Genomic DNA, 18,940 nt, shown 5'->3' with positions numbered 1-18,940 from the left:
TTGCCAATATCCCAGTTCCTTGAAGTTGCATTTTGCGATTTGTCCGTAAGCAGGACAGAAAGAGGAGCATAGCCGCTCGTTACATTGGCGCTGAAGTTTGCAACAGGATAAATTAAAAATTTCTCTACAACTATTTGCATAGTTTTTGAAGAATTATCATTTTTGTTACTTGCTGTCAGAGTGACAGTATAAGTTCCCGGCTTTTCGTACACGTGGACAAAGCTTTTATTGGTATTGTTCGGGCTTTTGTCACCAAGATCCCAGATTATCGATGTTGCGTCCTGTGAGCGATCCGTAAACTGAACCGCTAGAGGGGCAATACCTTTTGTGGTGTTGACATCGAAGTTTGCGGTAGGCAGCACCACACGTATCAGCGGATAGTTGTCTGTAATATTTCCATTGACTGAGGAAACGATACCATTGCTTGAAACGAAGGGGACATTAATATCAATAATACCGTCATCGTTTTCATCAGAGTTAGACATATTCTCTGAGAATCCCATCCTCGCCGGGGTTCCCCAGAAGTTTCCTCCAATGGTTTTTCCACCCATAACATTTTTACCTGCTTTCTTTTCGATGTACCAAGTGCTTCTGTTATTTCTTATGTTTCCATTACTTTCAATATTATTGAAATAGTTATCATAAGCCTTATTTCCATAGCTTCTGGGACACATGTAAATTCCGTTACCGTTTAAACTAACGTTATTGCCTGAAATTTCATTGTTCTCAGAGGAGTCAAGAGTAATGCCTTCTCCATTTCCATAAGCTACATTATTGTAAAGGGTTGCATTACTGGAAACCGTGAGATATAATCCAGAATCAGTGCAATCAGTAACTGTATTTTTAGAAATCGTGTTATTTAATGACCCGGAAAGGGTGATACCCATTTTATTTTTCTGCGCCGTATTGTTGATCAGGTCACTGTTATTGGAACTTGTCACATAGACTCCATTCCTACCGTTCAGATTTGCAATGTTGTCGGTAACATCATTATCACTTGAATTTTCAAGAAGAATACCGTCAGCTCCGATGCCACCATTACCAGTGTTAGAATTTGCAGTGTTGCCTGAAAGTGTGTTCCTGCTAGACAATGAACTTACATAAATGCCTCTAGCGTTCTTGGATGCACTGTTGTTGAACACTTTATTATTGCTTGAATTGTCCAGAATGATACCCTGGTTGATGTTCAAATTTGCTTCGTTGTTTTCAACAATGTTATCCCTGACTCTATATAGACTAATACCGGAACCTCTGTTTGAATTTGCTTTATTGCCCGAAACTGTGTTCCCGCTGGATCCCAGAGTTATGTAAAGGCCTATACTATTGTTATATGCAGTATTGCCGGTCAGTTTGTTATTGTGAGAAGACCTTACAGCTATTCCGTATTGGCTGCTTGAAACCGTATTACTTATCAGATTGTTGTAGCTTGTGTTATCCAGCATAATATCGTGTTGACTGCTGAAATCTACGGTGTTACCTGAAACTACATTGTTACGTGAGATGGCACCTGAAATTATATTCTCAGGAGATGTTACTAGGTTAATTCCATTGGTTCCATTGTATACTTTATTACCTCTCAGGACATTGTTACTTGAATCCGAAAGAGAAATTCCATATCTTGCATTTGATTTTACTATATTGTTTTCGAAGGTATTATTGTTTGATGCTTTTTCAAGAACTATACTGTCGTTAGTACTCTGGCTTATAGAATTTCTTGAGACAGTACTAAGCCTGGATCCGGAAAGATAAATCCCAAACCTATGATTTGAAACCGTGTTGCTCGAAACAGCGGTTAAATCGGATCCCTCAATGTTAATTCCTCTACCAGTTCCAACTCCACTTGTTTTGATAGCTGTATTGCTGCGTATAGTAGTATTCAAGGAAGACCGTACATATACTCCCATTGCATCATTTAAAAATTTGTTATGCTCAATGGTTGCATTATTGCAGCTACGTAGATAAATTCCTGATAAATCTGTTGCAGCTCCGCTGATCGTGAACCCTTTTATTACTAAATTGGGTACTGAGCTAGCAGATATCACACTTTTATTTGTGTTATTGGAAACAATTATCGTTTCATTAGTTATTGTTTTATCAATCTCCGACGCTGCGATAAGTACCAGATTACTATTTTTAGTAATCTCAATATTTTCAGTATAGGTTCCCGGGTATACGATAATCGTATCACCATCAAGGTTTGCACTGTTCACAGCGGCTTGGATTGAACCTCCTGGATGAACCTCAGCCGCTGCTCCAATATAGGAGCTTAGCGTGAATATTAAAAAGGTTAGTAATAGAAATTTTATTCTGTTTATTTCATATTCCTCCCTACAGGTAAAAGAAATTAGAAATATAACTTTCTTAAATTAATTATAATCTAATTACAAATACAATATAAACATGTCGGTTTTAATTACCATGTATATGAATATAATAAAAATAATAAAAATTGGAATTTCAAAATGACGCCATAGCTTACCGGAATCCTCTCTTGATTTCTACCAATTACCTTCTTTTATTTTCCAATATCTTTTTTTGTTTATATAAGACAAAAATAAGTTAACACTGACTACATTTCGTTTTCTCCTTAACCTACCTGACTGCTGGCATAATGATAGAAGATACATATTTTTAGCTCCTTTCAGGCCACCCATTCACGTTTTTAATTTTCATTGAACCTACGAAAAACATGATTCTTTGAATCTCAAGGGTAAAATTAATATATTTAGTAAGTTTCTCTAAAAAATAGTATCCTCTTTACAAATTATATCATAAAAAATATGTATATATTCCTCTATTTTTCTCATTCATAAAGTTTAGACCCGGATAACAGCTAAATTAAGAAAGATGAAAAAGAGGAAGAAAAAAGAGAAAGAAATACAAAAAAGAAATGCAAAAAAATGAAGAAAAAAAGACCTATATATCTTTTAATATTCTTATTCTACTCGGAAAGTCTTTTTTGGTCTCAATAAGCTATTTCCTGCTTTGTCCTCGTATTATATGCTCTATATTCGTCTTCTTTTTTATCCTGTAGGTAGACGTACTCGTATTCCGGATGATTTAGACTTTTCCTGTACTCTTCCCTGGCTTCAGCCTGACAGTTCTTACAGGCATAGATCGGAATTGAAACGCCGAAGATCCTGGTATCATCTCCACTTCTATGGGCATGGGAGTCTATGGTTTTGTATCCCTGGCAGTCAGGGCACATCCGTATCGTTTCTTCTTGGAACTCCTGAATCATATCCGTATCGTAAAAGATCTGTTTCTTCCGGCGGTAAAAGTCCCCGTGTTTTGCCACCTCAGACTCTACAAGCCTGTCTCTGTTTTTCCAGTTTTCAAGCTGGGCTGCAACTACTTCTTCCAGGGTCTTTCTATCCCTTGCAGCCTGGACAAACATGCCTGGCTTAAAGTCAGGTTCCCTTACGCAGGAATAATCAAGCCCTGCCATTGCAAGGATTATGCCTGTATTAACATAAGGCAGAGCACTCTGAATTGCATAACCTCCTTCAAGCACGGCCATATCAGGGGCAAGCTTCTCATTCAGTTTCGCGTATCCCTGTGCGGAAAAGCGCATATTTGCGAGAGGGTCGGTATAATGATTATCCTGTCCTGCAGAATTCAGGACAAGTTCGGGCTTGAAGTCCTTAAGAATCGGAAGCACCAGAGTATCGAGCACGTAAAGTATTCCCTCATCAGGGGTACCGGGCGGCAGAGGAATATTGATCGTCCTTCCAAGGGCTTTTGGGCCTCCCAGTTCATTTATGAAACCCGTACCCGGGTAAAGGGTCCTTCCGTCCTGGTGGAAGGAGATAAAAAGCACATCAGGATCATTATAGAAAATCTCCTGGGTTCCATCCCCGTGATGCACATCAGTATCCACAATTGCAATCCTGCGGATCCCGTATTTTTTCCTCAGGTACTCGACAAGGATAGCTTCGTTATTGATATTGCAAAATCCCCGGTTCCCATGTGCTACAGTCATTGCATGGTGGCCAGGTGGGCGGATAAGCGCAAAAGCGTTTTTGACCTCGGCTTTCATAAGGGCATCCCCAAGCACCAGGCAACTGCCTGCTGCGATCAGATGAGGGGTTGTAGCTTGGGCTTTTATATCAGGCACACAGAAGTGAACTCTAGCAATATCCCTGTACTCTGCAAGGCGGGGTTTATATTCGGCTATTTCTGGCAGGTCCATCAGGCCCTCTTCAAAGATCTGGTCTCTGGTATAGAGAAGGCGCTCTTCTCTTTCTGGATGGGTTGGCGAAATCGCCCAGTCAAAGGCAGGGAAGAAAATAAGTCCTGTCTTATCGGCTCCAGTGCGGTCTGCCGGGGATAAAGGTTCTTTTTTCGATTCCAGCCCTGCCTTTCTCAATTCCATTGTATTCCCTTCATTTCTCTCGGATATTTCAGGCTTATTTTCTTCATTTATCGTCTGCATTTCTTCTTTCTCGGCTTTATTTTTTCCTTCAACCTGCTTTTTCTCCCCTTCTCCGGAACCTGAGCCGGTTTTCAGTACATCCCTGAGTCTTCCGAGCCCCAGTTTCATACATTTTCCCTCCTTTTCCATTCCGGAATCAGGCCTGCAGGAATCTGCATATTCACGTCAAAAAGTCGCCCTGTAGTATACCAGCCGTTAACGACATTGAAAACTTCACTATTAACAACTTCGGCTTCGTCCGCATACTCGGAGATTCCAAAGTTTTCCGCACGCTCCCTCAAGAGTTCTGCAGCCATGGCTTCAGCTTCATCGAGACGGATTTTATTGAAATTCCCAAAGTTTGTTGTGTTTAGACTGACAATCTCCCCCTCCTCGGCGACGGAGTAGACTTTCTGTTCAGTGTCAATGTGCAGGTTCAGAGTAAGTGTGGGCCTTGCAACAGCTGCCCCGATTGCATTTCCCACCTCGGCATATTCGGGAATAACCGGCTTTGCATCAAGTTTTTTCGCAATCTCGGCAATAAGCCCTTTCGCCCCTCCTCCTATTCCGACCACATTCTCAGGTCTTGCCTCCTTTTCTTGCAAGACTTCCCATACCCTGTAAGCAGGCTCCTGTTCCCATTCAAAAAACATTTCATTGACTGCGTCAGCAATCCTCTGCGCAACTTTATCAACAATCAGGGATGCGGTTTCAGTTTCGGATTTTCCCAGGGCTGAAGCCATGGCTTTTATCGCTTCTCCTGCACTTTCGGGGTTTCCTACCTCAATAAGCCCGAGAAATTTCAGAGCATCAGTCGGAGTAGTTTCTTTTCCTCCCATGCAGTAAGCCGGGCCTGCTCTATAAGGGCCTATTGTTATCTGTTTTGTGCCGGTATCCGAGTCCTTAACCCTTACAACACTGTCTCCACCCACAGCTATCGAGCGGACTGCAAAGGCCCGGACATGTGTCAGGAAACCTCCAAGTTTTGCGCCTTTAGAAGCCATAAGGGGCTTGCCTGAAAGAATTAATGCAAGGTCTGTGGTAGTTCCTCCGATATCCACTACTACTGAGGTCTGTCCCTCCGGAGTAAGGGCAAGAGCTCCAATTGTACTGGCAGCAGGGCCCGAAAAGATAGTTTCCACAGGAAATTCTATTGATTTCTCAACCGGTAGAGTTCCTCCGTCGGCTTTTAGAATATACACTGGAGCTCGGATATTTCTCTCCTCAAGGGATTTCTTGATTTTCTCAACAAATTCTATATAATGTCCCCTTGTAGCAGAGGTAAGCATTGCAGTTGCTATCCTTCTTGGAAAATTCAGCTTTCCCGAAACTTTGTGACCAAGTTCAAGTTTACATTCCGGATAAATCTCTCTAAAGATCTCCTCTATCCTGAGTTCATGGAAAGGATTTCTCTGCCCGAATTTATTTATAATGGCTGCTCTCGAAAATCCTGATTCCCGGATCAAACCTACAGTTTTCCTGATCTCGGCTTCGTCAAGGGGATGAATTTCCCTTCCCCTGTAATCCATAGCCCCTTTCAGAAAAAAGCTGTCAGGATATGTATAACTTGCCGGATTAATCCCAGGTCCCGGGATCAGAACCAGGGCTACACGGTCAGTTTTGCCTTCGGCGATAAGATTTGTTATCACGGTTGTACTGAATACCACCCTTTCCAGCTGCTCAGGATCAACATCTCTGCTTATTGCATCAAGGGCTTCAAGTAAGGAATTCATAAGATTTCCGGGCTCAGTGGAAACCTTGGCAGTACTGCATACTTTCCCATTTCGGATAAGCACTGCATCCGTGGTAGTGCCTCCGACATCAATTCCTATTAGCATTCACAATTCGCCTATCCTCGCTAAGTCTATTCTTTAGTCTCTTATTTTTATTTTATCAAATATCAATCGATAATTCTTATTTCATCAAATATTAATCGATATTAAATTTCAAAAATATCAGTTCCCAGCTGTATCAAAAATAATTTCCAGTTTCAACTGATAACGAGTTCCAGATAAATCAAGTTTAGCTGGTATCAAGTTGCATATGAGTTCTTAGTATAGAAAGTTCTTAGTATAGAAGCTGTGTTATCTGGTTCAATTTGTTATGTCAAGTCTCTGACAAAGTTTTGGTAAAACTTTTTTGAAAAAGTTTCCGTTTTTGATCAAACTTATTTAAAAAAATTTGATGCATAGGGATACTATTTCTAAGCTTATATGACTCTAAGCTTATATGACAAAAACTTTCTGAATTGAAAAATGCTTTTTATAAAAGATTGATTTTAGAATAAGTGAAAAGAGAATCAAATTAACAAAACCAGATCAAGTAAATTAAATTAAGAGAACCTTATTCAATTTCTTTTTTGAAAGCTCAATTTCTTTTTTGAAAGCGGAATTAATCGAAATGTAAGGTACGGGAGGCATTTTTTATATTTTTTTAGGATCATCCCTTATCCTCGAATCTGATAGTGTATTTTGTTTCTTTCCCTATTTCAAGCTCTATTGTTCCGTTAATCTGCTCAACGAGAGCTTTTACAAGCTGCAAACCTAGAGTTTTCGGATTTTTAAAATCTACTTTTTCCGAAAAACGAGTCCCGTTGTCTGAGTAGATGAGCGTAAACCTAGAGGACTTTTCTGTGCCTTTCTTTTCAATGTCTTCGCCTGTTTTTTGACATTCGTCTTCATTTCGGTAAAGGGAAATCCTGACCTTTCCTTCTTCACTTTTTGGAAAAGCATATTTAAGGGAGTTTGAGAAAAGTTCATTAATTATGATTCCCAGCGGAATTGCGGTATCAACTCCAAGAAGTGTACTGTCCACTTCAAGGATAAGCTTGACCTTCTCGTCTCCTATCTTATAAGAATGCAGAATGTCCGCAGTCAATTTCCTTAGGTATGCTGCAAAATCAATACTTTTCGCATCCTTTGACTTATAGAGTTCTTCATGGATTATGGACATTGAAATTACACGGTTTTCGCTTTCCCTGAAGGCTTCAATAACCTCCTTATCTTTAAACTTGTCAGCCTGAAGGCTTAGCAGAGAGGAAACTATCTGAAGGTTATTCTTTATCCGATGGTGGATCTCCCTCATGCTGATTTTCTCGGCTTTCTCAAGAGTTTCCTCAGCTTTCTTCCTCTGGGTAATGTCATAGGCATATCCCTGGTAAGATATGTTTTCTCCTGAATCGTTGCAAACATTGTGGATTAATTCATGGACCCACCTTACACTTCCATCCTTCCGCCTGAACTTGTACTCGTACTCTATAATCGAATTTGGAGATAATGCCATTTTTTTTCTATTTCTATCGAATATCGATCTGTCTTCCGGGGCAACTAGGTCAAGGAAACTTATTCTGCCTGAGAGAAATTCTTCTTCTGTATACTCGGTTATTTCTTTGAGGGCTCCTTCAAGAAAGAGGGGCTTAAGATCCCTGTCAAGTTTAAACGAAATTCCTTTGAAATTCTGTAAAAATGACCTATAGAGTTCTTCGCTTTCCTTCAATTTTTCTGAAGACTGTTTAATTTCGGTAATGTCTACCATTGCCCCAAGAGCCCGGCACATGCGGTCTTCTTCATCTCTCAGAAATATTCCTTTATTTTTTACATAAAAATAGCTTCCATCTTTTCGCTTGAACCTGAATTCCCCATTGAACTTATCTCCTGTATTCCAGCAATTCTTCAATGATTGCTGTACTCTTCTATAATCTTCGGGATGAATATGTTCAAGCCAGTCGTAAAAATCAAGATTCTCAATTTCTTTATTGTTGTAGCCTGTGAGCTCTTCAATTGCTCCTGCCCACTCAACATTGCCGTTTCTCAAATCAATTTCATATATTAGCTGCCCTGTCTGTTCTGCAATGAGGCGGTATCTTTCTTCACTTTTTCGCAACTTCTCTTCCATTTTTTTGCGCCCTGTAATGTCAAGCATTACTCCAATAAGCCCTTCTACAGTCCCGCAGAAGCTTTTGTATATGGCCTTATTGAAAATGAAGTCTCTTTTTAGCCCATCAGAGCACAATACTTTGGATTCGTAAACATGGTTTCCTCCTTTCTGGAAGAGCTGCCTGTCCATTCTTTCATAAACTTCATCAAGTTCTGAAGATTTTGTTCTGAAAAGGTCGTAAGTGGAGTGTCCAGCTATTTTTTCTTTTGAATTTCCGAAAATCATTTTTGCAAAAAGCTCGTTGCAGCCCTGATAAATGCCTTCTCTGTCCCTGTAGAACACGGGAGCCGGGATAGTGTCCAGTAGCGTTTCCAGGAAATACACTTTGTCTTGGAGTGCGGCTTCTACTTCTTTTCTTTGAATTGTAAATGAAAAGATTATTGCAACTGCATTTAAGAAACAAGTATCCTCTTCGGTAAATTTCTCCTTTCTCGTGCTGTGAGCTGTCAGTATTCCATATGGCTTTTCAATACTTCCTATGAGCACACTTATACCACTGATTATATCCTGACCTTCTTCAAGGCCCATTGTTCTAATGGAATTATTCCTATCCAGCTTTTCTAGCAGAATAGGTCGGCTTGAAAGTACGGTGTAGCCTGCTCTTGAAGCTGAATCTTTTTTAATGATCCTACCTGTATTCTCTAGCTTCCAGCCGATTCCTGTCTCATATATAAAATTTCCATCAGGTAAAAGTTTCAGGACGCTGCAGTATTCTGCGCCAAGAGTAGCGGCAATCATAGGCAGGGCTTGATAAAGCAGAGCTTGAAAACCCTGAATTTTGAAAGATAAAAAGGAAATCTGAGAAAGTACCTCATGCTCTCGTTTTCTTAAAAGCAGTTTCTCCTCGGTTTGCTTGAGGGCAGTGATCTCAAATGCAGAGACGATCGTGCCTTCGGATGCAAGCAAGGGAGTAAAAACAATTGAATAAATTTTTCCGCCTGCTTTTAGTTCAGTCTGCGCGGGTTTCTTTCGAATTGCTACTCGCTTGGCGTCCTTCAGGATTTCAGCAGGAGCTTTTTCCCCAACCTGGCTTTTAATAGTTTCAAGTAGGGATATTCCGGCCTTATTTGCGTAAAGAACCGTTCCTTCTGTTCCAATTCTCAGGATAGGGTCAGGGCTATTTAAAAGAAATTCTCTCATCCAGTTTTCTTCGGTTTCTGCATCTGTACTGCTGTTCTGATTTATGCCAGGGTCACCTGTTCCTGATTCTATACCACTTTAGTAAATTTTTTGTCAACTTTAAAGGTTTTTGTGTCAGAGTTCAAATTTCAGGTTGATTTTTTAAGTACTATCCTATAACTATGTTTAAATTTCTTAACATATTAATATTCTGCTAATTTGCATTAAATTTATTATATATGTTCAAGGTAAAGATTTATTGAGTCCAGACAATTAACTATAAATATTTATAAAAAACCTGCTATCTTTGAATCTGCACTTTAACAAGATAAAGACAAGTATTGAAAGCTAGATTAAAGCTTAAATTTATAAAGAAGGTGTTTTTGTGGAAGATTTTAATTTACTCAAGAGAAAACTTGATGATATGAGCGTAAATGAGCTTTTTGAGTATGCGAAGGAAAATTACCCTGAAAATGAGGAGCTTTGGGTCGGGTCTAAAAAAATAATCATCAGAAAAATTCTTAACTTTGAAAGAAACAGGATGAGCGAAGAGAATTTTTAATATACACCATTTTTTGAAGGATTAGTATCAAATTTTGTTGAATTTCTCTTTAGGGGCTCCACATCTAGGGCATTTCCACGGCTTTGGGAGTCTTTGAAAAGGCGTATCCGGAGCTATGGATTGTGAGGAGTCCCCGTAATCAGGGTTGTAAAGGTATCCACATTTGTTGCATCTGTACATTCAAATCGTCCTGCTTATATAAGCCCCAGTTAATTTTAAAAAACCCATTCTATTTCTTTAAGCCGAAGCCGGCGAAATGAAAAAAGCCTGAATCTTAAGGGACTTTACTAGCATGTCAAAAGAGCGTTCTTAAGAAGGTTCCAAAAGCTTTCATAAGTCTTAAGGAATTTCCTGAAAACATTAGCTTTCTCAGAAGGATAGAAGGATGGTCCATGTCTCCATACTCGGTAATGGTGTTCAGAATCGAAGGAGTATTTAGTGAACCTATAAGGTCATTGAACTGCCTGTCTTCCAGCTTTCCGATGTAGTCATGAATTTTCATGCCTATCTCAAGTTCTTTTCCAAGGCCCTTTTGCCAGAGCTGGTCATATTCGGAAAGCCTCTCTGCTGAGGTATCTCCTTCAAGGGCAGCCTGTGCAGCAACCTTTCCAGCGATTTTTGCCGCAAAAGCTCCGGTATAGATTCCCCCTCCTGAAGTCGGCTTTGCCTGTCCGGCAGCATCACCAACTAGTAAAACTCCATCCGACGCTGTTTTCTCCTGAGGCCCTATAGGGATTCCTCCTACTACAAAATCAAGCATACCTCCTGAGTATCTAGCTTTTAAATGAGGATTGGAGCGAAGGAGTTTTTCAAGATATGAAAGAGGAGAGCAATCTTCCTGCCCATCTTTCCAGGCAAGTCCGGGTTCAAGTGCAAGCCCGATTCTTGAAATTTTTTCGTTAACAGGTACGGTCCAAGCAAAAAAACCGGGAGCAAAGGAACCTGGGAAAAGTTCTACAAAGTCACTATTTTCCGAAGCATATGGGGCTTCAATCTGGATTCCCGGAAGTACGCGGGCAGGTTTTTTAAGTCCAGCATAGCTGGCTATCCGGCTTTTTACGCCGTCTGACCCTATCACGACAGATGTGCAGATTGTTTCAGGTTTTCCGTTTCTGATTACTCTGAGTTTTATCTGAGGATTTTTTTGTCCTTCCTTTTTGAATTCCGCATCCGGTTTTTCTAATCCCACAGCCCTTGTCCTGAGAGATAGTTCCACACCTTCTTCAGCAGCCATTACTGCAAGGGCGCGGTCGAAGTTCTTTCGCGAAACCACGTATGCCTTGGTCTGCTTTCCATCGATTGGCAGGCATTGCCCATCCGGAGCATGTACAAAGGCTCCGCGTACGGAATTGAACACAAACTCATCCGAGGGCTTGAGCTCGCATTCTGCAACCGCTCTGGTGCTCAAGAGTCCGGTACAGCCTACAGGCGACCCTATGAAGGCATGCTCCTCAATCATTAGAACCTTTGCTCCATTCATGGCCGCATAGCGAGCTGCAGTGGATCCCACAGGCCCGGCTCCAACTACAACGACATCATATTTCATACCGTGTTACCTTCGAGAATAAGCCCTTACAATAGCAGGAAGCTTGATATACTCATAATTCCTAAATATAAGTAAAATTACAACTTTTATATATAAAAAATGCAGTTTCAGATAAACGTGATTTGCATAATATTATACAGATAAATATTATATTTATTCTGACACTAGATAATATTATATTTATTCTGACACGTGGATTTTGTTGATAACAATGATCTTTTAACTATTATAATAATTCTTTTATCGTTTAACATACCCTGTTTGCCGATCAAATTACTCTTCATGAGTCAAGCCAGCTCTTTATTGAGCTGACGAGTTTCTAATTAATCCAATTAATCTTGAGTAGTGCTTAAAGTGCTAGATAAACTATATTTAGATCTGAAAAGCTTTCCACGCTTCACAATCTTGATATATTGATAAATGCATTCACCGTGCGACTGAACCATAAAACTGAACGATCAAATATTTAACGATTTCTTCAAACCACTAATCAGGGTTTCTATGCAACAGAAAAAAGAAAAATTCCAGGATTCTGGCCCAAAGAAGCCAGATAAAAGTAATCAGGGCACAAAAAAAGCCCGGATTTCGGATAATAAAGCTTCAAGGGCTTTAGATAATAAAACTCCAAGGACTTCGGGTCGAAAGGATTCTCAGACCCAAAAAAACAGGGGAAAAAACAAATACACAGATTTTAAAGGAAAGCCTTCTGAGGGAAAGCACGCTTTCAGCAAGAGTTCTGGCTCTGAAAAAAATCCGGATTCAGTTTCCTCTAAGAAAAAGAACTTCCAGCGCTTTGAGTATGAAGACGATCATATTTTCTGGTGCGGAAAATGTAACCTGCCACTGATCGGGGAAAAATGCGGAAGATGCGGAAGCAAAGGGGAAGTCCTTCAGCTCTCCCAGCCTGCAGACATCCGTTTTTGTTCCCCTTACGAGCGAGAAGTCCTGGACAGGCAGCTTTATTCAGCTTTTGGTTGCAATCCTCTGGGCGAGAAACTTATTCTTCTAAATAAAATTCCTGGTGAGGATAAAACCGACGAAGTGCTCGTAGACGGATTTATTTTCGGATTTCTCCGGTTTGAGCTTTCGAAAATGGATTACAGTTTTGAACCTTCGCTCCAGGGCGCAAAAATTCTCCTGAAATGCGCCGAAGGCAGGAAAGTCGAACTTAAGAAAACAAACCGGCACCTTAATGGAAAAAGTGTGGCAGCAGAATCAATTGAGGCCTTTGATAGCAATATAAAAGCCGGAGATTTTGTCCTTGTTACCGCAGGAAGCCTTACAGGCTATGGGGTTTCTTTAATTGACGGAGTGGACTTTCTGAATATTAAAACCCCGTCTGAGCCTGAGAACCTAACTGAATTAGAAGCTTCAATTGGAGCCGGGACAAAAGTTCTCAGGATAAGGAAGGTTGACAGCAGTGAAGCTTCGCTTCGTCCTGAGACTCCGGATCTTGAGGCATGCGTAGAGGCCAACAAAAAACACCTCCAGGTGCTTGGGAAAAACGCAATCAATACCATCCGTGGAATTATTTCCAGGAAAGAATATCAAGACCTGCCTGTCTATGTTTCCTTCAGCGGCGGAAAAGACAGTCTTGTGGCGTTTGACTTGGCTCGGTCTTCCCTTAAGCAGAGGGAACTCAAAGCTTTCTTCCTGAATACCGGGATTGAGTTTCCGGAAACTGTCGAGTTTGTGCGAAGCTTTTGCAGGGAAAGAGAAATTCCACTCACCGAGGCAAGTGCAGGCTCCGCTTTTCGGGAACAGGTAGGAAAATTCGGGCCTCCTGCAAAGGATTTCCGCTGGTGCTGTAAGGTCTGCAAGCTGGCATCGGCAGGAGACTTCGAGACAGGAAAAGGAGACTCCTCTCGAAAAGGAGACAGTGGCGTGGCTTACCTTACAATAGACGGTAAGCGAAAGCACGAGTCTTTCTCAAGGGCAAGGATTGCAGCAAGCGAAACAAACCCATTTGTTCCTGCCCAGCTCAATATCTTCCCTATAAGAGATTGGAAGGCAATTGAGGTGTGGCTTTACATACACTGGAGACAGCTTCCCTACAATCCTCTCTATGACCTTGGTTTTGAAAGGGTAGGATGCTGGCTTTGCCCGTCTGCTCTTGCCGCCGAGTACATCAGGGTAAAAGACCTGCACCCTGAAATATACGCGAAGTGGAACGCTTTCCTGCTGGAATGGGCGAAATCCAGAGGGCTTTCTGAAAAATTTATAGAGCATGGGTTCTGGCGCTGGAAGGAACTGCCTCCCAAAATGCTCAGGTTGGCTGATGAGCTTGGGATTTCCGTGCTTCCAAGAGAAAATGTTGAGAACTTTGAAATTGAAGTCGTATCAGGGATTTCACCCTGCCGGGCAGGCGGCTATTCAATAGAAGCGGCAGTGAAAGGCATCAGGGAAAAAGAGGCTGCAGGTTTCATCAGTGTCCTCGGAAATACGGTTTATGCGGAAGACCTGGGAATGTTGCTAGTTAAAACCGGAACCGGAACTGTAAAGTTTTTTTCGAATGGGAATCTGCTTGCAAGTTCAGAAACAAAAGAAAAAGCGGTTTCGCTTTTTAAGGAGGCGGCAAAGCAATTTACAAGGCTTTCTCGCTGTACCGGCTGCGGGATCTGTGTAAAAGCCTGCCCGGTCGGCGCAGCCTCTCTCGATGGAAAAACTCCGCATGTAAGCGAGGCCTGCATCAGATGTGGAAAATGTACAGAGTCCTGTGTGGTGACCAGATACTTTGATAAACTCGTACCTGACCTGAATCAAAGGTTAAGGTGTGATTGATCAAAAATCTGGATCTCTCTTTTCTATAATATTTTTAAATAGTTTCTAATTATATTTATAGGACTTATGCATTTGAAGTACAAAATCAAGCAAATTCAACTCTGTGATGGTTTAGTGTTTTTTAATTAGCCAACTAATCTTAGAATTTTTCCGTAGAAATTCTAACTACTCTATCTAACCACCCTATGATAGTGCACTATATACAAGATACCTAGTATAGGCATCAACAGGAAGAATCCCATCAGTTGTATGTTTGAGACTATCTCAGACCAAAAAAATTGAATCATAAGCTCATCGATTAATCCTAGCCTTATCTTAACTGTCTGCACAATTACTGGAATAGCAATGCAAAGAAGTGGTAACAAAGCAATAAGTTTCATCTCTTTTGTAATTTTTGCCTTGTCGTAATCTACCGTAGGCAGTAAGTAAATGAACAGACTAGCCGGAAGAATGACAATATAGAATATAGCATCAGGCAGCTGGTTATACGGAAAACCCATATAAAATATTTTACCAGTCATAGGATAGATTACAGTTTCCACTAGTTTCCGAATTGGAAAGAGCAAGGCATAAAGCAATGAATCAGGATGAGATCCGTAGTTCATAACTCTAGTATATCCAGCCACAGCTGTTATAGTCTGATACGCACCAGCAATTAATAAAGGTACACAGCACAAAACCTTTCTGACATCATTCTTGTTCTGAACAATATTCTGTCCAATAGAGACTATCGGTACAAAAAACAGAACAAACAATCCTGGCGTCATCACCAAGGCGACTATATCTCCAAAGATTGTTAAAAGAAAAACAGCAAACCATATATAATGCAGAAAGAAAAGAAGAGCCTCTAAAGGCATTATCTTCTTAACTTTTATGATGAATCGGTCAATAAAATCCATTTAGATTACCGTTTGCTTTTGCTCTAAAGTAGTATCGAGTTTACTTATTATAAATTTATAATGAACTGAAAAATTTACCTTTTATCAATAATCTTTTATCAATAATCTTGCTTGAGCGCTGTTTTTAAATCCGCTTTCTGCAGTAAAATTTCAGTTTTCACAATTTTTGTTGTTATCAATTAAACGTAAATTTATTGAACTTTTGTGCAGGAATTAAAGGTGAATGTGTGTGAATTTAGAGACCAAAAAACGATAGCATTCAATTTTCACCGAGTTACATTTAGAGTTTAGGTCGTTTTAATATATTTCAAAAACACTATCTGAAAACCAACCATACAGATTTAATGCACCAATAAACACGACACGTGACTATAAAAAATTTTCCAATGTGCCATATCAATTTCATAAACAATGATGAATAAAGCCAGAAGAATAGGAAGTAAAACAAAAAACACCTTCAGGTGCTTGGGAAATATGCAATTAACACTATTCACGGGATTATTTCCAAGAACGAATACTGAGACCTGCCTGTCTATGTGTTCTTCAGTGGCGGAAAAGACAGTCTTGTAGTGCTTGACTTAACACGGGCATCCCTTAAGCAAAGAGAACTCAAAGCTTTTTTCCTGAACATTGTGATTGAGTTTCCGGAAGCGGTCGAGTTTTGTACAAAGCTGCGCGGGATCTGTGTAAAAGCCTGTCAGGTAGGAGCAGCCTTTCTAGAAGGAAAAACTCCGCATGTAAGCGAGGTCTGCATCAGATGTGGAAAATGTACAGAGTCCTGTGTGGTAACCCGATGTTTTGATAAACTCGTACCTAACCTGAATCAAAGGTTAAGGTGTGATTGATCAAAAGTCTGGATATTAACCTCTACCTTATTTTAAAAGTCTCGGATTATAGTTATGGGACTTATGCACTTGAAGTACAAAATCAAGCAAGTTCAACTCTGTGATTGGTTTAGTGTTTTTAACTCGCCAATTCATCTTAGAATTTCTCCGTAGAAATTCTAACCACTCTGTGATAGTGTCTTATATATAAGATACTTAGTGCAGGCATCAACAGAAAGAATCCCATTAATTTTATGTTTGATATTATCTCAGACCAGAAAAATTGAATCATGAGCTCGTTGATCAATCCAAGCCTCATCTTAACTGTCTGCACGATTATCGGAATAGCAATACAAAGAAGTGGTAACAAAGCAATTAGTTTCATCTCTTTTGTGATCTTTCTCCTGTCATAATCTATCGAAGGCAATAAGTAAATAAGCAAACTGATCGGAAAAATAATAACGTAAGCTATAAATTGAGGCAACTGGTTATAAGGAAAGCCCATATAAAATATTTTATCAGTTGTAGGATAAATTACAGTTTCCGCCAGCTTCTGAATTGGAAGTAGCAAAGCATAAACCAAAGAGTCCGGATGAGATTCATAGAGCATAAATTTAGTATATCCAAACACAACTACTATAGTTTGATATACAGCAGCTATTAGTAAAGGTACGCAGCACAAAACCTTTCTAATATCCTTCTTGCTCTGAACAACATTCTGGCTAATAGAGACTATAGGTACGAAAAACAGAGCAAACATCCCTAGCGTTATCACCAAGGCGACTATGTCTAGACCAAAGATAATTCCTGACCCTATCGATATGCCCAATGTTGAAACAAAAATAGCAAGCCATATATGTTGCATAATGAAAAGAAGAGCCTCAAAAGGCATTTTCCCCTTAACTTTTAAAATGAAATGACTAATAGAATCCACTTAGATCACCATTTGCTTTTGATCTATAGTAATATAGTATAGTAATATTTCAATTACCTATTATAATTTTTGTAACTGTATTTATAGTTTGCCTGTTATCAATCACCGTTTTTTGGATTTAACACATACAGGAAAAATAGTAGTAAAAAAGAGATGCCTTCAAAGGCATCTACTTAAACATAAACACGATTTCAGATTATGTCAACTTTACATGATGTAATCATACAATCCATGGTTATATTTTGCAGTTTGTCGGACACACTGAGCGGTATAGTATCCAACAGTTGCATCAGAAACAAATGCCTGAGGGTTATCATTCACTTTATTCCAAATATAATCAAAGTACGGAGCACTAAAATCGGCATTATCTTTAGCTGCCTGTTCTGGATCAGTCACGGTAATAGATTGAGTATTGCCACTGACATAGCCACCAAAATTATAACCAGTATTCCACCGATCATAGATGTATATTTCATACAGATCATGATTCTGACTGCTGAACAGATTATCCACAAAATCCCCAATCTGATTAACTGCTCCAGATGAATGGAATGGATTGCCAGTATCCGACAAATAGTGACTGGCAAGTCCAAAATCTTGATGTGCTTGCACCAGCATTCCATTATCAACCCAGATTTGCGCAGTACCAGCATAACCATCACATCTACCTGGTGCACCTCCTAGATTCCAATCAGCGTCCCAGTAATGATTATAGTACCGATATCCTGGAAGCTCAAACCAAGAATCATCTGGGTCGTCAGCTGCATCTCTAGCATAATTTCTATAAGCAGACCCATCACAAGCATAATAAGCAAAATCTGGATGACATTTACCTGGTGACCACATTATCCTAACAACTGGATGTTCCCTTAAAGCCTCTTCTTCAATCATTGGACCCAACTCACTCATGAAAGCATAGTCGTCCTTTGTGATCTTATCCGGATACCTATCCCATATGTCTTGCAGTCCAGCTTTATACCTCTCTTTCTCAGTCTCAGAAACATTGAAGTTATCAATATATTCCATTTTAATGGCTTGACTTTCAGGATCAGTAGCAGCAAAAGCAAGTCCTCTAAATGGCATACGTTTAACTACATCCGGCAAAGAAGCCTGCAGCGCCAAGTAATCTTCAATTTTCTGCATTCCTTCCTCACCCAGCTTAGCCTCCAAAGCTTCTATCTTTAACTGAGCAGCATCTTCAACTTGGGTGGTTTGCTGTTCTTCGGTCGAAGCCATTGCTGATGGTATCAAACATAGACACAATGCCATAGCAATACACAGCACTAATGTTCCATCTTTACTATTTATCATCTTTTCTTTCTCCAAATCCAACCATACAGATTGAATACACCAATAAATACGATCTGCAACTATAAAAAAAAATTCTACACGTTGTATGAATTTCATAAACCATGAATAAAGCCAGAAGAATAGGAAGTAAAACCAAAATATCTCCAGGTGCTTGAAAAAAACGCAATCAATACTATTCGCGGGATTATTTCTAGGAACGAATATCGAAACCTGCCTGTTTATGTGTTTTTCAGCGGCAGAAAAAACAGCCTTGTAGTGCTTGATCTTGCCCGCACTTCCCTTAAGCAAAGGGAACTCAAAGCTTTCTTCTTGAATACCGGGATTGAGTTTCCGAAAACTGTCGAGTTTGTACGAAACTGCGAGATCTGTGTAAAAGCCTGCCCGGTCGGCACAGCCTCTCTCGATGGAAAAACTCCGCATGTAAGCGAGGCCTGCATCAGATGTGGAAAATGTACAGAGTCCTGTGTGATAACCCGATATTTTGATAAACTTGTACCTGACCTGAATCAAAGGTCAAAGGTGTGATTGATCAAAAGTCTGGACTTTTTATCTCTATGATATTTTTAAATAGTTCCTAATTATATTTAGATATTGCATTTTCTAATTAAATTTAG

13 protein-coding genes are annotated in these 18,940 nt (G+C 40.0%); 4 read left to right on the top strand and 9 right to left on the bottom strand.

What is annotated here, in order from left to right:
• The 4 genes from BP549_RS12460 to BP549_RS12445 form a co-directional block, all read right to left on the bottom strand.
• On the bottom strand, positions 1–2,210 hold a 2,210-nt coding region (locus BP549_RS12460), incomplete at its 3' end, for a NosD domain-containing protein (protein ID WP_292381089.1).
• Positions 2,211–2,965: 755 nt separating this feature from the next.
• Positions 2,966–4,543, bottom strand: a complete 1,578-nt coding sequence (locus BP549_RS12455) for a histone deacetylase family protein (RefSeq protein WP_292381086.1) — start codon at positions 4,541–4,543, stop codon at positions 2,966–2,968.
• The gene (locus BP549_RS12450; RefSeq protein WP_292381083.1) at positions 4,540–6,252 is read right to left on the bottom strand and encodes a hydantoinase/oxoprolinase family protein; all 1,713 of its coding nucleotides are present in this window, start codon (positions 6,250–6,252) and stop codon (positions 4,540–4,542) included. The genes BP549_RS12455 and BP549_RS12450 overlap by 4 nt, the downstream gene beginning before the upstream one ends.
• 601 nt (positions 6,253–6,853) lie before the next feature.
• On the bottom strand, positions 6,854–9,490 hold the full coding sequence (locus BP549_RS12445) for a PAS domain S-box protein (protein WP_292381080.1): 2,637 nt from the start codon (positions 9,488–9,490) through the stop codon (positions 6,854–6,856).
• A 364-nt stretch (positions 9,491–9,854) separates the two neighbouring features.
• On the opposite strand from BP549_RS12445, the gene BP549_RS12440 reads away from it, so the two are divergent.
• The gene (locus BP549_RS12440) at positions 9,855–10,031 is read left to right on the top strand and encodes a hypothetical protein (RefSeq protein WP_292373637.1); all 177 of its coding nucleotides are present in this window, start codon (positions 9,855–9,857) and stop codon (positions 10,029–10,031) included.
• Between the two features lie 27 nt (positions 10,032–10,058).
• On the opposite strand, the gene BP549_RS12435 is transcribed toward BP549_RS12440, so the two are convergent.
• On the bottom strand, positions 10,059–10,211 hold the full coding sequence (locus tag BP549_RS12435; protein ID WP_292373639.1) for a rubredoxin: 153 nt from the start codon (positions 10,209–10,211) through the stop codon (positions 10,059–10,061).
• 115 nt (positions 10,212–10,326) lie between these two features.
• Entirely contained in the window at positions 10,327–11,577 is a 1,251-nt protein-coding gene (locus BP549_RS12430) for an NAD(P)/FAD-dependent oxidoreductase (protein ID WP_292381078.1), read from the bottom strand.
• A gap of 501 nt (positions 11,578–12,078) precedes the next feature.
• Here BP549_RS12430 and BP549_RS12425 point away from each other — a divergent pair.
• Positions 12,079–14,358 carry a phosphoadenosine phosphosulfate reductase family protein gene (locus BP549_RS12425; protein ID WP_292381076.1) on the top strand — a complete coding sequence of 760 codons (2,280 nt, stop codon included), beginning with the start codon at positions 12,079–12,081 and terminating at the stop codon, positions 14,356–14,358.
• A gap of 170 nt (positions 14,359–14,528) precedes the next feature.
• Here the strand turns inward: BP549_RS12425 and BP549_RS12420 are convergent, their stop codons facing one another.
• Positions 14,529–15,257, bottom strand: coding sequence for a hypothetical protein (locus BP549_RS12420; protein ID WP_292381074.1), 729 nt, complete (start codon positions 15,255–15,257; stop codon positions 14,529–14,531).
• A gap of 536 nt (positions 15,258–15,793) precedes the next feature.
• Here BP549_RS12420 and BP549_RS15820 point away from each other — a divergent pair.
• Positions 15,794–16,102 carry a phosphoadenosine phosphosulfate reductase family protein gene (locus tag BP549_RS15820; protein ID WP_349682383.1) on the top strand — a complete coding sequence of 103 codons (309 nt, stop codon included), beginning with the start codon at positions 15,794–15,796 and terminating at the stop codon, positions 16,100–16,102.
• A 136-nt stretch (positions 16,103–16,238) separates the two neighbouring features.
• Here the strand turns inward: BP549_RS15820 and BP549_RS12410 are convergent, their stop codons facing one another.
• Together BP549_RS12410 and BP549_RS12405 are read right to left on the bottom strand one after the other, a co-directional pair.
• Positions 16,239–17,015, bottom strand: a complete 777-nt coding sequence (locus tag BP549_RS12410) for a hypothetical protein (RefSeq protein WP_292381072.1) — start codon at positions 17,013–17,015, stop codon at positions 16,239–16,241.
• Between the two features lie 207 nt (positions 17,016–17,222).
• Positions 17,223–18,326, bottom strand: coding sequence for a hypothetical protein (locus tag BP549_RS12405; protein WP_292381069.1), 1,104 nt, complete (start codon positions 18,324–18,326; stop codon positions 17,223–17,225).
• A 147-nt stretch (positions 18,327–18,473) separates the two neighbouring features.
• Between BP549_RS12405 and BP549_RS12400 the strand changes: the two genes are divergently transcribed.
• Positions 18,474–18,851 carry a phosphoadenosine phosphosulfate reductase family protein gene (locus BP549_RS12400; protein WP_292381067.1) on the top strand — a complete coding sequence of 126 codons (378 nt, stop codon included), beginning with the start codon at positions 18,474–18,476 and terminating at the stop codon, positions 18,849–18,851.
• Positions 18,852–18,940: the final 89 nt, after the last annotated feature.

The organism is Methanosarcina sp. UBA289 (assembly GCA_002496565.1).
Classification (GTDB): domain Archaea; phylum Halobacteriota; class Methanosarcinia; order Methanosarcinales; family Methanosarcinaceae; genus Methanosarcina.
This window is presented reverse-complemented; position numbering and strand designations above follow the sequence as displayed.

What these genes read in the sequence shown, in the direction of transcription:
- BP549_RS12455 (WP_292381086.1), bottom strand. Translation starts at nt 4,543, where the DNA reads ATGAAACTGGGGCTCGGAAGACTCAGGGATGTACTGAAAACCGGCTCA.
- BP549_RS12450 (WP_292381083.1), bottom strand. Translation starts at nt 6,252, where the DNA reads ATGCTAATAGGAATTGATGTCGGAGGCACTACCACGGATGCAGTGCTT.
- BP549_RS12445 (WP_292381080.1), bottom strand. Translation starts at nt 9,490, where the DNA reads ATGAGAGAATTTCTTTTAAATAGCCCTGACCCTATCCTGAGAATTGGA.
- BP549_RS12435 (WP_292373639.1), bottom strand. Translation starts at nt 10,211, where the DNA reads ATGTACAGATGCAACAAATGTGGATACCTTTACAACCCTGATTACGGG.
- BP549_RS12430 (WP_292381078.1), bottom strand. Translation starts at nt 11,577, where the DNA reads ATGAAATATGATGTCGTTGTAGTTGGAGCCGGGCCTGTGGGATCCACT.
- BP549_RS12425 (WP_292381076.1), top strand. Translation starts at nt 12,079, where the DNA reads ATGCAACAGAAAAAAGAAAAATTCCAGGATTCTGGCCCAAAGAAGCCA.
- BP549_RS12420 (WP_292381074.1), bottom strand. Translation starts at nt 15,257, where the DNA reads ATGGATTTTATTGACCGATTCATCATAAAAGTTAAGAAGATAATGCCT.
- BP549_RS12405 (WP_292381069.1), bottom strand. Translation starts at nt 18,326, where the DNA reads ATGATAAATAGTAAAGATGGAACATTAGTGCTGTGTATTGCTATGGCA.